A 14749-nucleotide genomic window follows, 5' to 3' on the forward strand; every position below is an offset into this window, starting at 1 on the left:
ATAATGATGCTCAATGAAACAAATTTGTCGTATTGAGCTTTAAAAATATAGCGTTATGAAAGTTTTTTGTTATTGGGATGCCTTGGGCAATCGTCGCAATACACCCTAGAGTCGCATTTATAGACTAAGCAACAGCTGACTCTAACGAGTTTAAGCATTCCTGACTGGCTATCGATTTTAAGACTCTCTAAATGACTATTTGAAAGTTGGCACGCGTCTAACCAAAGCTGTGCTTGTGCAGTAATATAGTCGTTGGTTAGGCTAGGTTCGTGCTGCTGCAGTTTTATCAAGCTGCTTAACAACAGATCAGCAAGTAAATGATTGGTAAACCCTGGGCGAATACGCGTCCATTGACTTATCTGACTGCGGTAAAATTCGGCCAATGCAACAATGGCTTCACCGGCGAGTGGAATCAGCTCCTCTGGTGAACCGTACTGATGATCAGCATTGAAGAAGCGGTATCCAGTGACAAACTCTTTGTCTCTAAACTGACCGATGTTTTTGATATCAGGCAGTGAGTGAAGACCATAGATAGAAATGAAGGTCACATAGATTGGTTGCCAACACACCAGATCCCACGTTCGGGTTAACCAATATGCTTTGCCTGCTTCAGGGTGATTCTGCGCAAGGCCATCGTAAACGCGCTTGATTTCTTTATGGCTATTATCATTCGTTACAGCAATGACCTTATTATGCAGTACGCCAAAGCTTCCGCTTAAATAAGGAGTCATTTGTTTTGAGTACGCGAAGATTTTTTGATGTAGAGACGGCGCTCTTCTACGAGTGATAATACGGTGCAATTGGGAAAGCATTTTAAACTATTAAATGAGAATCAGTAGCGTTATCATAACGAACATAATTAAGGATAACCATACAAAATGGAGCATCTACTCGGCGGTTTTGCCTTGTTGATGATCTATACATGATGTGTGGCCTCTGCGTTTTAAGTGATAGCAGCCGTTTTGAATGATAAAAGCATTGATGAGTTTAATAGGTCACTGCCAATGATAGAGAAGACTAAAGTTTGAATATGAACACTCCAGCATTTGATCGTATTCAGCCGCGTTCTGGCTTATATCCATGCGAACCTTAATTCTGCGTTATCGCTAGAAGATATTGCGAAACAAAGCTGTTGGTCTCGCTGGCAACTTCAACGAGTCTTTCAAGCAGAAACAGGCCTTACCGTTGCAAACTATGTGAGAGAGCTAAAGCTAAGCCAAGCGGCAGAGTATCTGCTTGATGGAGAAGAGCGCGTCATTGATATCGCGCTCGGGCTCGGGTTCAATTCAGAAATCAGCTTTAGTCGTTCGTTTAAGCAAATGTTTGGGGCTAGCCCCAGCCAATATAGAAAAGCAGGCAAAAGAATAGGGTTAAGAAAGCCCATACAAGTTTCTGAAACAGGGGGGGCTGCAGAGAAAGGTGCGCTCAGTTTTGTGGAGGTGCGTATTGATGAAAGAGTATCATTCCTTGTTAAAGGTATGATGTCAGAAATCAGTGGTTTGTTTTCACTTACTCAAGACTTCGCCCAGAAAGTACCTCAGCTTTGGTCTCGTTTGGAGCATGAAGTCACGGTCCCAAATGATAACGTGGTTCAGTTTGTTGGTGTTGTTGATCTTACTCAGTCTTGTTTCGATGGCACGAATATTCACTATTGGGCTGGCGTTGAACTTCATGAAAGCATTTCAATCCCACAATTATCGAGCATTATCTCTGAACGATTAGAGGTGCTCACTATCCCAAAGCAAACCTATGCCGTGGTGAAACACTGTGGGCCTATTGAGAACCTTCGATATACCTTGAGCTGGTTTGTGCTTAATTGGCTGCCAAACTCGGGTTATCGTGGCGTTGATGGTTATGAACTCGAAGTGTACCCGTTGGGTTATGAGGCCCATGCTGCTAATGCGGAAATGGAGTACTGGGTCCCTATCATTAAAGCGTAAGCATATCCCGATTATTTTTCCTTCTAGAAAGCCTTTTTATAATCTAGGGGAGTTGTGTTTTTTTAACCAGCAATGGACTAAGCTCTTTGTAAATGAAGCCCAGTTCTTTTTGAATTTGCACCAAATTGTTAATTATTCTATCCCTAGACACATACAATGCAAATGATATTCGTTATTATTTGTATTAATTGTTGATGTCCGAGGGAACCATGACCACTCACACTTGTTTTAAGTATTCATCGATTGCAGTCGCGTTGCTGACTGTGTTCTCAGCGCCAGCTCTGGCAGCAGATCCTGTTACTTTGACTGACTCTAAAGTAGAAACTGTGACTATTATGGGTAAAGCTTATCGTAATACAGCAACGAAATCGGCACTTGCGCCAGAAGAAACACCCCAAGGTATTACGGTCATTGATGAAGAACAGTTAGAACACCGGGGGGTAAAGTCTCTCAACCAAGCGCTTAGGTATGCGCCGGGTGTTGTCACGGAGAAGAAAGGCGCATCGGTAACAATGTACGATACGTTTTCTATTCGTGGCTTTTCTAACAACCAAAGCTACTACGACGGCTTGGTGCTGCCTTTTTTGACCGGCTGGAATTTGCAGTCTCAGATTGATCCTATTGCGCTTCAACAAGTTGAAGTCTTTAAAGGGCCTACATCTGTATTGTATGGAGCGATGCCTCCGGGTGGAATGGTCAACATGATTGCGAAGACACCACAAGGCGATGATTCTACAATAGTTGGTGTATCTACGGGGTCAAGAAACTTAATGGAGGCCTCAATTGATACTTCAGGCCAGTTAGGTGACAGTGATTTTTCATACCGTTTGATAGCGCTAGCTCGCCAACAAGACAGCCAAGTTGATAACGCCGAAGAAGAGCGTTACGTCATTGCCCCATCGTTAAATTGGCAGGTGTCTGATAGAACTTTGGTCAACTTTAACCTGTACTATCAGAATGATCCTTCAATGGGGATTAACTCTGCAATGCCACTCGAAGCATTAAAGGCAAGTGATCCATCAGTGTCTATGGGAGACAAAAACTGGAGTGCCTTTGAGCGCGAAGTGTTGATGTTAGGCTATAAGGTTAACCACCAAATCAATGATAATTGGACCTTCCTGCAGAACGCTCGTTATTCCAATGCGTCGCTATATCAAGAAAACACATACCATCGTGGGACGAACTTTAACCCTTCGACTGGCCGTTTAATTCGAAACGTGTATAGCACGGATGAAGAGTCTCAAAGTTTTGTTATCGATAACCAAGTTTCAGGACTTGTCGAAGTTGCTGGCTTAGAGCACAACTTACTGTTTGGTGTCGATTACCTAAAACTGACAGGCGACTCTTTGTATCAAGAGTTCACCGCGAACGCTGGTTTTAACGGGTTTAATGCATACAACCCGAATAATGACCTGCTTGATAAGAGTCAGCTTCAGGAGAATTACCGCGAATCACATGACATAACGACCGAGCAATTGGGCTTGTACTTCCAAGACCAAGTTCGCTACGACGCCTTAGTGTTACTTGCTGGTGGACGTTACGACATGTTCAAGGCAAGTGATGATAAAACCAGTTCTTACCCAACAAGCGATGGCACAGAAGAAGCCGATCATAATCAGTTCTCGTACCGTGTAGGCGCCTTGTATGAACTAAAAAACGGCATCTCTCCATTTGTAAGTTATGCGACGAGCTTTGAGCCGGCTGCAGGTACTGACATTAATGGTAACGCCTTAAAACCTCAGTTGGGTGAACAGGTTGAGTTGGGGGTGAAATATCTTTCTGCTGATATGTCACAACAACTTACGGCGTCATACTTTAACATCACTAAGAAAGACTCAATTGCTGCCGATCCTTCTGATCCAACGTATCGCTCTAAGATTCAGTTAGGTGAAGTACGTTCTCAAGGGATGGAAGTTGAAGGTCGATGGTTTGTCACGGACAACTGGGATGTAAACGCCAGCTACACCTATATCGATATGGAAGTGACGGAAGATGTAAACCCAGATCTTGAAGGCACGACGCCAATTTATGTACCGACACATGCCGCTAACCTATGGAGTAATTATTATGTCTACGGTGGCCCCTTAGCCGGTACGCGTTGGAGTGCAGGTGCTCGTTATATGGACGAAATGGAAATGGATGCAGCTAATACCCAAGGCAAAGTGCCGTCTTACACGGTGGTTGATTTATCAGTGGGTTATGACTTAGGTGCGGCGAGCGATACGCTCTCTGGTGCAACAGCGAACCTACTCGTTAACAACCTGTTAAATGAAGAATACTACACCTGCTACGACCAATCTAACTGTTGGTTCGGTGCAGAGCAATCTGTTGAGCTTAGCGTTAATTATGAATTCTAATTAGGTTAGGGTTATCAATTTTAAAGCAGCCTTAACTAGGCTGCTTTTGTCGTTTGAAGAAATAGAGATTTTAGGTTTAATAGGCAAAAGTATGAATTCTAAACGAGTAGGTTCCCACTTTTCTAATGTAACGAGCGTAAATACAAAAGTCGTATTAACCGTGCTAATGGCTGCTTTATCGTTTCATGCGATGGCGGACTTTAAAGTTGAAGATAGTGAGGGTGTTAAAACTCTTGAAGCTCAACCAGTTAGAGTTGCCGCGCTGAGTTGGGATATCACCGAACAAGTGATTGAATTAGGTGTTACGCCTGTGGCGGTGCCTGATATTGCAGGCTATAGCGATTGGGTTGTTCAACCGGCGATTCCTGAAGGCGTGACCGATATAGGTACCCGCACGGAGCCTAACTTTTCAGTACTTAAGAAAATAAATCCTGATGTGATTTTGATCGCTTCTCCTCAAAAAGACCTTCAGGCTCGCCTTTCTGATATTGCACCAGTGCTTTACTACCAAACGTACAGTGAGCAGCATAGCAATGCAGCGGCCGCTATCGACAACTTCAAAATGATCGGTCAATTGCTGGGTAAGGAAGATGAAGCCAACAAGAAACTGGCTGTGATGGATGAACGTTTCGCCGCTCTTAAGGCTGAACTAGATAAAGCGTACCCGGGCGACAAGCCAGAAGTTACGTCCTTTCGTTTTGCGAGTACCACATCGGTGTATATTTACGGTGATAACTCGATTCCACAATACGCACTTGAAAAGCTAGGGTTTAAAAATGCGATGGATCTTCCCGCGAGTCAGTGGGGGATCAGCCAAAAGCGCATGACTGAACTTAAGAAGGTGAACGAGGGCATTGCGCTGTATTTTGAGCCTTTTCCGTATCAAGACAAGTTAAACCATTCGCCAATATGGAAGAGCATGCCTTTTGTTCGAAGTGGTCAATTTAGCCCGGTTGCAGCAAGTTGGAGCTATGGTGGCGCTATGTCGATTCTATATAACGCAGAAGCTATGGCGCAATCGCTCTTGAACTTAGCGGAGCAGTAATGAAATCCAGTGGTTTTATGATGGGGGCGGCCTTGTTTTTCGCTGCCCTTGTGCATTTATGGTTGGGGCAATCTGAGTTTGGTCCTGTTGGTGAGTTGTTCCAGGAAATCTCACAAGTTAGTGAAATGGCGTTGCTCAGTAGAATGGTCGATGAGTCATTCGAACTGATGGCATTCATCTATGTCAACTTACCGCGTTTGGTGATGGCTGTTTTAGTTGGTGGGACTCTTGGTACGATCGGCAGTTTATTTCAACAACTGACTCAGAATCGCATGATGTCGCCGCTGACATTAGGAACGTCATCAGGGGCATGGCTTGGTTTAGTCATATTGAATGTTGCCGCCCCGATGTTGGTGGCACAATATTCAGTCTGGTTTGCACTCATTGGTGCACTGCTTGCAATGGGGCTTATCGTTTCCATTGTTGGTATCAAAAACATGAGCGGCTTACCAATTGTACTCGCAGGTATGGCGGTCAACTTATTGCTCGGCGCATTCGCGACCGCGATTATTTTGCTCAATGACCAGTATGCACAGAACCTGTTTGTATGGGGGGCGGGCGACCTAGGACAAAATGGCTGGGAACAAGTGCTTTGGTTGATGCCTAAGTTGTTGCCGATCTTACCCATATTTTTATTGGCACCACGGATACTGACTCTGCTTTCGATAGGCATTGAAGGGGCGGCAGCACGTGGTCTCAATCTTGGCGCGACCTTCTTTGTTTTGATGACGGTCGGTGTTTGGTTGGTGTCAGTGTCGATTACCTCGGTGGGGGTGATCAGCTTTATTGGTTTGATCGCCCCTAATATTGCTAGATATTTGGGCTTTTTAAAGGCCAAATCCGAGCTCATCGCAAGTTGTATACTAGGCGCGGTATTACTTTGTACCACTGATAGTTTGGCGATTTTCTTGGCTCAGTGGTCTATGGATATGATCCCTACAGGGACGGCAACCGCAGTGATCGGGGCCCCTGCATTGATCATGATTGCTCGTAAGCAAATGTCTGCCCAAGACCAATTATTTTTCTCCATGCCGAAAGGGCCAAAGTCTATTTCAACTTTCGCTTACGTCTTGTTGTGTACAATAATTTTCGGGTTGTTGGTTCTTAGTGTGTTTTCACAGCCATCGTCTAATATGAGTTACTTTGTTGTCCCAGGTACTTTTGAATGGTCTATTCGCTGGCCGAGGATGTTAACCGCAATATTTGCTGGTGGTGGTTTGGCCGTTGCTGGGGTGATTTTGCAAAGGTTAGTCTACAACCCACTGGCGAGCCCAGACATTCTCGGGGTGTCTGCTGGTGCTGTTTTAGCTTTGATCTTTAGTAGCTTATTTATGGGGTATTCGATTCACTCATTAAGCCCTTGGGTTGCGTTTTTAGGCAGTGCGATTGCACTTTGTTTGCTGCTTCTCCTTGGAAGAAAGCATCAGTTTGCTCCGTCGATTTTGATTCTGACTGGGATTTCGCTTACCGCAGTATTGGAAGCTTTGGTGCAATTCTCTTTGACGCGAGTAGGTGAAGGAAAATATACCTTGCTGGCTTGGTTGGCGGGCTCTACATATCGTGTCAAACCCGAGTCAGCAATGATAATGGCAATCGTTATAACCGTTTGTATTTTTGTTGCTCTATTATTAAGTCGTTGGGTGACGTTGATAGCCATTGGCCGTCAGTTTGCGAGTGCTAGGGGGCTGAATCTCACTATCGCTTACGTAATATTGCTTTGTCTTGTTGCCGTCTTATGTTCGGTAGTGACAACCACAATGGGACCTGTTGCTTTTGTCGGGTTATTGGCACCACATATTGCAGCTATGGTCGGTGCCCGTTTGGTTCGAGAGCAGCTTATCTTGTCGTTTTTGGTTGGGGCTGCACTCATGCTATTTGCAGATTGGTTGGGGCAAGTGATGGTGTTTCCTGCACAATTAGCCGCAGGTACTTTAGTTTCTATTATTGGCGGTAGCTACTTTATCTTATTGTTGTTGAGGTCTGGCAGAGCATAGATCAAGCGTCCGATAACTGTGAGTCAGAGAATACTCATAAATGATGAACAAGATATGCGTTTCAAGAGTACAAAACATCATGACTGGTAATTTAGCCTACTTTTTCTAATCAATTTAGTGCCTAGTGAAATGGGGGGCTTATCAGGCATCGTTCGTTTCTCAGCTTACTTCTCCAAGACAATCAATGTGCGCGAGGCACTATTTTTCATTCATTAATCCATTCCACTTGTGACAAAGTTATCAGAATTATGCATTTACGGTAACGTTCCCGAAAATAAAGATCTATTATCCATCCAGAGATGAAAAGTGAAGTAATCAACACAACTGACTTTTATTTATTCTTTTATTTAGCGCTGGTGCATTAAAAGTATAGGCCAAGCTGTGCTTACGAATTATTTTGGGAACGTTTGCAGGTTACCTTAAATTATTAACGTGAGAACATAAGAATGAAACGACACACTTTAGCAGTTGCTGTAACAATGGGGCTAATGACGACATCGGTATTAGCAAGTGAAGACGTTGCTGCATTAGAGCAACGTATTAATGAATTAGAACAAAGAGTTGCACAAACGGAGCAGATCTCTAGCGAAGCCAATGAAAAGGCTTCTTCGTTTGAGTTTCACGGTTATGCACGTTCTGGGTTATTGATCAACGATGACCTGAACGGTGCAACAGGTACTGGACCTTACATGACAGCGGCGGGGGCAATTGGTGCGCCAGTTGGACGACTTGGTGTTGAAGATGACCATTACGTTGAAGCGAACTTGATTCATAAGCGTTTTGCGGACGATGGCTCTAGTGCTTTGTTTCGTATCATGTTAGCCGACAGCACTGAGACAAATAACGAGTGGACTGCCAGCGAAAGCCAGTTGAATGTACGACAAGTTTATTCAGAACTGAGTCGCCTAAGCATGTTCTCTGAATCAGAAGCATTCTCTGAAGCAATGTTTTGGGCAGGTAAACGATTTGATCGCGACAATTTTGATATTCACTTTTTCGATTCGGATATCATCTTTTTATCAGGTACTGGCGCGGGCGTTTACGATGTTCAAATGAGCGACAGCTGGAAAGCGAACTTTTCGATTTATGGCCGAGACTTCGGTGAGATCGACAGCTCATCGACTGATGTAGAAAACTACATAGCAACCATGAATAACCGTATTGGCCAATGGCAAGTGATGTTGAGTGGCATGACCTCAGCAGACAACGATAGCCGTCTAAATGGCGCTGCTGAAAGCGGTGTACACGCAATGTTTGCGTTCCATGGCGACAACTTCTATGGCTTGAGCGAAGGCTTTTCTAAAACCGGTATGTTGCTTGGTAGCGGATTAGGTGCGGAGCTAAAAGGCATCGGTTCCAATGGCGATCTACTGGATGATGCAAAAGCCGTTCGCCTGTTTAGCTACGGTGTGACTCGCATTGGCGATAACTGGCGTCTAGCACCTGCATTAATGGCAGAGCATAGCCAAGACCGTCTGAAGAAGAATGACGAATTCACATGGGCTTCTTTAAACGTTCGATTGGCTCAAGAGTTCACAGAGAACTTTGAGATGGTTTACGAAGGATCATTGCAGTACATGGACTTGGATAATGCGACGGAGCAAGCGAGCGGCGGTTTCTATAAAGCCACAGTTGCGCCAACGCTAAAGCTTTCAACCAGTACCGGCTTTTTTGACCGACCAGAACTGCGTTTCGCTGTGAGTTATGTGGATTGGAGTGAAGACCTGAATGGTTACTCGGTGAGCACCGATGCAGATGCAGCAACAATGGGCGAGGGTGGCGAGGTTCTGTTTGCATTGCAGATGGAAACTTGGTTCTAATTGCCAGATATATCGTTTAGATAGAGAGTTTTGTTCATGATGCGATAGCCGCATCAATAAAATGCCAACTTTATCGTTTTAACTTAAAGGTTGGCATTTTTGTATTGCTAGTTGACTAGTTAGCAAGACTCTCTTTCGATGATGCTAAAGGTCAGCACCACCTTACTCATTTCAAAGCCTTTCTTCTCAATGCGGTCGAGTAGCAACTTCGCTCCATTTTCTCCTGCTTTATCAAATGCATAGTTAAACGTGGAAAGCGTTGGAGTGCATACTGAAGCGAGTTCATCGTCACCGACCCCCAGCACCAATATATCCTTTCCAGGAACAAGCCCCGCTTCCTGAATGGCTCTAATCGCACCAATTGCAATACGGTCCGTCGCGCAGAACAAGCCGTCGAGCTTGGTGTGTTCTTTCAGGTATTGCTTAGCCAGCTTGTAGCCTGAATCTATGGTGAAGTCACCACGAGCGTGAAATTGCAATGTGAGGCCGTTGAATTGAAGCGATTGAGCGAACCCTTCTGATCTCATCTTATCAACCGCGATATCATCACCTTGTACGCCAATGAATCCCATATGCTTACAACCTTTCGAGATAAGTCGGTTGCCAGCTTCAAATCCTACACGGGCATCATCGTGAACAATACTTGGGATATTAAACATTGAACCGTCTTGACCAACCAACACCACGGGCACAGCAGAGTTTTGAACCGCTGTGATTAATTTGTTATCGAGGTGAGTGGCGTAGAGAATAATACCTTCTACGCGTTTTTGGTTAAATATTTGAATATATTCAATTTCTTTATGGTGTGTCTGGTTGGTGCTCGCTAAAAGAACATGCTTGCCAGCTTGCTCTAGTACCGTCGTTAACCCGTCGACACCTTGAGAGGTCGCGTGCGAAGAAACCCGAGGAACAATGACGCCAACCAAGTTGGTTTTCTGAGATTTTAGGTCTTTCGCGACTTGGTTTGGGAGATAGCCACACTCTTCTACCGCTTTACGAACCTTAACCTTGGTTGCGTCTTTTACGCCATATTCATCATTGATTACTCTTGAGACTGTCGACTTGGAAACTCCAGCGAGACGAGCCACATCATGAAGACTAGCCATTATAAATTATCCAATTGTAATTTTAGTTTTGGGATTGTTTTCAAACAGGCCATTTAAATTCCTTGCCTGCTAGAAGATTTTAACCTTGTCACCTTATCCTAAGGAGATAATTTGAAGATCATTCTCACACTATTGAGTCGTTATCTTTGATCATTTGTTGTTTATAGGCAAAAATTTGTTTTGCAAACGTTCCCGAAAGTTCAAGAGCCCAAATGATAATCCAATGGGGTATGTAATGAATTATCCAAACATAGCAAAAGAGCTGCTCATTCTACTAGGTGGTAAAAGCAATATCACTGCACTCGCACATTGTGCGACTCGTCTGCGTCTTGCTGTCGCAGATCAAGACAAAATTGATGAACAGGCGATTGACAACCTAGAAGGGGTCAAGGGCCAGTTTAAAGTTGCGGGTCAATATCAGATTATCTTTGGTTCCGGAGTCGTTAACCAAGTTTATGCTGAATTGGCTAAGCAGACTGAAATGACGGAAATGTCGACCAATGATGTGGCGTCTGCAGGGGCTGATAACCAAAATATTGTGCAACGTGCGGTGAAAGGTCTGTCTGATATTTTTGTACCAATCATTCCTGCAATTGTGGCTGGTGGTCTGTTGATGGGTATCTACAACCTATTGACGGCTCAAGGTTTGTTCATTGATGGCAAATCTTTAATCGACGCAAATCCGGGTTTAGCTGACTTAGCAAGTATGATTAACACATTTGCTAATGCCCCTTTTGTTTATTTACCTATTTTATTAGCATTCTCAGCGAGTAAAAAGTTTGGTGGTAACCCATACCTTGGCGCGGCTTTAGGTATGTTGATGGTTCACCCAGATCTTCTTAATGGTTGGGGATTCGGTGGCGCATCGGTATCTGGCAGTATTCCAGTGTGGAATATCATGGGTTTCGAGATTCAGAAAGTTGGATATCAAGGTTCTGTACTGCCCGTTCTAGTGTCTGCGTTCATTCTTGCGAAAGTCGAGCTTGGCTTGCGTAAAGTGATCCCTTCAGTTTTGGATAACTTGCTAACGCCGCTATTGGCTATTTTTGTAACAGGCTTGTTGACATTCACGATAGTGGGCCCATTCACTCGTGATATCGGTTTCCTGCTTGGTGATGGCCTAAATTGGCTATATAACAGTGCTGGCTTCATTGGTGGTACTGTGTTCGGTTTGATTTATGCGCCATTCGTTATCACAGGTATGCATCATAGCTTTATCGCGATTGAAACTCAGTTATTAGCCGATATTGCAACGACGGGGGGTACGTTCATTTTCCCTATCGCTGCGATGTCGAATGTGTCACAAGGTGCAGCTGCATTGGCCGTCGGCTTTATGAGTCGTGATAAGAAAATGAAAGGTATCGCCATTCCTTCTGGTGTAACAGGTCTGCTTGGTATTACTGAACCAGCAATGTTTGGTGTTAACTTAAAGCTTCGCTACCCATTTATTGCTGCCGTTTGTGCTGCTGCTGTTTCAAGTGCATTTATCACTATGTTTAATGTGAAAGCGCAAGCGCTTGGTGCGGCGGGTATTCCAGGGATTATCTCAATATCTCCAGAAAAAGTTGGTTACTACGTGGTAGGTATGCTTATCGCGTTTGTTACTGCTTTCACATTGACCGTGGTTTTAGGTCTGCGTGAGCGTAGTAAGCAAAACATTAAAGCAACAGCTTAACGTTTCTCCCTAGAAGTGAAATTCCTCCAATTTCACTTCATTTCTTAAGCTTTGGGTGCTAGCTAGGTGATTTGGTTTAGCTAGCCTTTTTATATTTATGCATGACAACGTGAACATTCACATGCATTCGGTTGTTATGATTTTGAGTTTTAAGGTAAGAAAGATGAATCAAGTTTGGGTCACTGGAGACGCCGTCGTCGACCTCATTCCGGAGACTGACGCGACATTATTGAAATGTCCGGGTGGCGCTCCTGCTAATGTCGCGGTAGCGATTTCTCGCCTTTTAGGCAAAAGCGCATTTTTCGGCCGAGTGGGTAACGACCCGTTTGGCACTTTTATGGCAATGACTCTGCAAAAGGAAGGTGTGAATACCGAGCGTTTGGTTAAGGACTCGGAACAACGCACGTCAACTGTGGTGGTTGATCTTGATGACCAAGGCGAACGCAGCTTTACATTTATGGTTAAACCAAGTGCCGACCAGTTTATGTCTGTTGAAGACATCCCCGAATTTAAGAAACACGAGTGGCTACACGTCTGCTCAATCTCATTGGCCAATGAGCCAAGCCGAAGCAGCACATTTGAAGCAATACGACGAATGAAAGAAGTGGGGGGGTACATTAGCTTTGACCCTAATCTTCGAGATGAAGTGTGGCAAAACCCATCTGAAATTAAACCTGTTGTCATGAGAGCGGTTGAGTTGGCCGATGTGGTTAAATTCTCAGAAGAGGAGTTGAATTTCCTGACCGACGCTACTTCTATGGAACAAGGGTTGGCTCATATTGCGGAGCTTAACAACACGCTTGTTCTGGTTACGCAGGGCGCAAAAGGCGTTTGGCGAGTATTTGAAAATCAAGGCGCGTTGATGTCAGGTCGCTCAGTGACACCAGTGGATACCACGGGTGCAGGCGATGCCTTTGTTGGTGGTTTACTGGCCAAGCTTTCACTGCATGAAGAGTGGAACAATCAACAAGTCGTCGACGCTGCAATTTTGTGGGCGAATGGCTGTGGCGCATTGGCGACAACGAAAAAAGGGGCGATGACAGCACTTCCAACGCAAGAGGCTCTTACTCAGTTTATTTATCCAGATGTCTCAAGCGCGGCCAACCCCGAGGGGAATGTATGAGCTTGAATTCGAACTGGACGGTGGAGCAAAGGTATTGCCGTGTAGAGCAGGTTTCTCAGGACAGTATTGACGCAATGGTCAAGCTTCGCAAGCAAGACTCTGGATACCCTGACTACCACATAGCGCCTAAGTTTGGCCTGCTTAATGATCCTAATGGCCTATGTTTCTTTAATGGTGAACATCACCTGTTTTATCAGTGGACGCCAGTTGGCCCTGTGCATGGTATGAAGTATTGGTACCACCTTTCTACCAAAGACTTCGTTCATTTCGAAGACCACGGCATTGGCTTACATCCAGACCAAGATTACGACTCTCACGGTGTTTATTCTGGTGGTGCGTTGGTTGAGAACGACAGTGCGTTACTGTTCTTTACCGGTAATAAACGTGATGACAATTGGCAACGAGTCCCCACCCAATGTTTTGCCAAGATGTCTTCCGACGGCAAGATTGAAAAGCACGGCGTGGTTATTAAAAACGAACACTACACCGAACATTTTCGCGACCCAAAAGTGTGGAAACAGGGTGACGATTATCTGATGGTTGTGGGTGCTCAAACTTTTGAAGAAACGGGTTCAATGGTTTTGTATCGCAGCCGTGACCTGATGAATTGGCAACACAAAGGGCCAATTAAAACCCGTTACAACAACCTTGGTTATATGTGGGAATGCCCTGATTTCTTTGAAATCGACAATCGTTCGGTGATGTTGTTTTCTCCACAAGGTGTGTCTAGCGATAACCCATACGATTTCAAAAACATCTATTCGGTGGCTTATATCGTCGGTGACCGTCTAAATCTAGATTCGGTGGAACTGGAAAACCACCAAGACATTGCGCAGCCAGATTACGGCTTTGATTTCTATGCCCCACAGACTTACTTAGATGATATAGGTCGCCGCATTCTGATTGCTTGGATTGGGCTTCCAGAAATTGACACGCCATCTGTCGAGTATCAGTGGGCGGGTATGTTGTCGTTACCGCGCGAGCTGAAAATCAAGGATGGTTATCTCGTTCAGTCTGCTTTACCTGAACTGAAAGCACTGCAAGGCGAAGCCGTTACGGTTAAGAATGCGTTAGAACTCGATACGACGAGCTTCATGGTTCAGCTCGAAACGGATACGGACGAGTTTGAGTTAACGCTTGCTAATGCTTCAGGTGATAATATCGTGTTCGCTGCCACAAAGACGGAGTTCATTTTTGATCGCAGCAAGATGTCTCACTTGTACGCTGAAGAGTTCGGGTGTGTGAGGAAAGCGCCTAGATTGAGCAAAAAGCAAACTATAGCGATTTATGTCGACAAGTCGGTTATCGAAATCTTCATCAATGGCGGTAAACATACAATGAGCAGTCGTTTTTTCATTGATGATTTAAGTTCGTTGTCCATCACTGACGACGTGAATACTGTTTATCACCCGATGAGCCCCATTAAAGGGTTAGATGACTAAATTACTTGAATAAAAGAGGCCGTATTATATACGGTTTCTTTTTATTGAGGGTATGTCAGATTGCGGTAGATGAGCGTTTGTAATTACGGAACTAGAAAATTCTCATACATGAAATAATCGACGAGCTATGGAATGTTCGGATGAAACCTATTTATTGGAGCTCTTTAATTGTTCGCGAATCACACGTGAGCCGTACTTAATGCACCCACTAAATTGTCACTTATGTACAAACTAAGTTTGGTCTCCG

Annotated in this window: 9 protein-coding genes and 1 pseudogene; 8 read left to right on the top strand and 2 right to left on the bottom strand. The window is 44.5% G+C overall.

Annotation, left to right across the window (positions count from 1 at the left end; all coding sequences use genetic code 11):
* Window positions 1–53: 53 nt before the first annotated feature.
* Window positions 54–812 carry a siderophore ferric iron reductase gene (locus tag AC3D28_RS19450; RefSeq protein ID WP_488536395.1) on the bottom strand — a complete coding sequence of 253 codons (759 nt, stop codon included), beginning with the start codon at window positions 810–812 and terminating at the stop codon, window positions 54–56.
* Between the two features lie 218 nt (window positions 813–1030).
* Between AC3D28_RS19450 and AC3D28_RS19455 the strand changes: the two are divergent.
* The 5 genes and pseudogenes from AC3D28_RS19455 (at window position 1031) to AC3D28_RS19475 (ending at window position 9156) form a co-directional block, all read left to right on the top strand.
* Window positions 1031–1940: pseudogene (locus tag AC3D28_RS19455) on the top strand (AraC family transcriptional regulator).
* 209 nt (window positions 1941–2149) lie between these two features.
* Complete coding sequence (locus AC3D28_RS19460) at window positions 2150–4297, top strand: TonB-dependent siderophore receptor (RefSeq protein ID WP_488536396.1); 2148 nt, start codon at window positions 2150–2152, stop codon at window positions 4295–4297.
* Between the two features lie 166 nt (window positions 4298–4463).
* A complete protein-coding gene (locus AC3D28_RS19465; RefSeq protein ID WP_488536812.1) occupies window positions 4464–5342 on the top strand; it encodes an iron-siderophore ABC transporter substrate-binding protein in 879 nt (292 codons plus the stop codon).
* Window positions 5342–7336, top strand: coding sequence for a Fe(3+)-hydroxamate ABC transporter permease FhuB (gene fhuB / locus AC3D28_RS19470; RefSeq protein WP_488536397.1), 1995 nt, complete (start codon window positions 5342–5344; stop codon window positions 7334–7336). Before AC3D28_RS19465 ends, fhuB begins: the two co-directional genes overlap by 1 nt.
* 446 nt (window positions 7337–7782) lie before the next feature.
* Complete coding sequence (locus AC3D28_RS19475) at window positions 7783–9156, top strand: carbohydrate porin (protein WP_488536398.1); 1374 nt, start codon at window positions 7783–7785, stop codon at window positions 9154–9156.
* 119 nt (window positions 9157–9275) lie between these two features.
* Here the strand turns inward: AC3D28_RS19475 and AC3D28_RS19480 are convergent, their stop codons facing one another.
* Window positions 9276–10262 (bottom strand): LacI family DNA-binding transcriptional regulator, encoded by a 987-nt coding sequence (locus tag AC3D28_RS19480; protein ID WP_488536399.1) that lies wholly within the window; start codon window positions 10260–10262, stop codon window positions 9276–9278.
* A 235-nt stretch (window positions 10263–10497) separates the two neighbouring features.
* Between AC3D28_RS19480 and AC3D28_RS19485 the strand changes: the two genes are divergently transcribed.
* The 3 genes from AC3D28_RS19485 (at window position 10498) to AC3D28_RS19495 (ending at window position 14502) form a co-directional block, all read left to right on the top strand.
* Entirely contained in the window at window positions 10498–11937 is a 1440-nt protein-coding gene (locus AC3D28_RS19485; RefSeq protein ID WP_488536400.1) for a sucrose-specific PTS transporter subunit IIBC, read from the top strand.
* Window positions 11938–12100: 163 nt separating this feature from the next.
* Window positions 12101–13060 carry a fructokinase gene (gene cscK, locus AC3D28_RS19490; RefSeq protein ID WP_488536401.1) on the top strand — a complete coding sequence of 320 codons (960 nt, stop codon included), beginning with the start codon at window positions 12101–12103 and terminating at the stop codon, window positions 13058–13060.
* Window positions 13057–14502, top strand: a complete 1446-nt coding sequence (locus tag AC3D28_RS19495) for a sucrose-6-phosphate hydrolase (protein ID WP_488536402.1) — start codon at window positions 13057–13059, stop codon at window positions 14500–14502. Before cscK ends, AC3D28_RS19495 begins: the two co-directional genes overlap by 4 nt.
* Window positions 14503–14749: the final 247 nt, after the last annotated feature.

The organism is Vibrio sp. TAP-3B, from assembly GCF_057784735.1.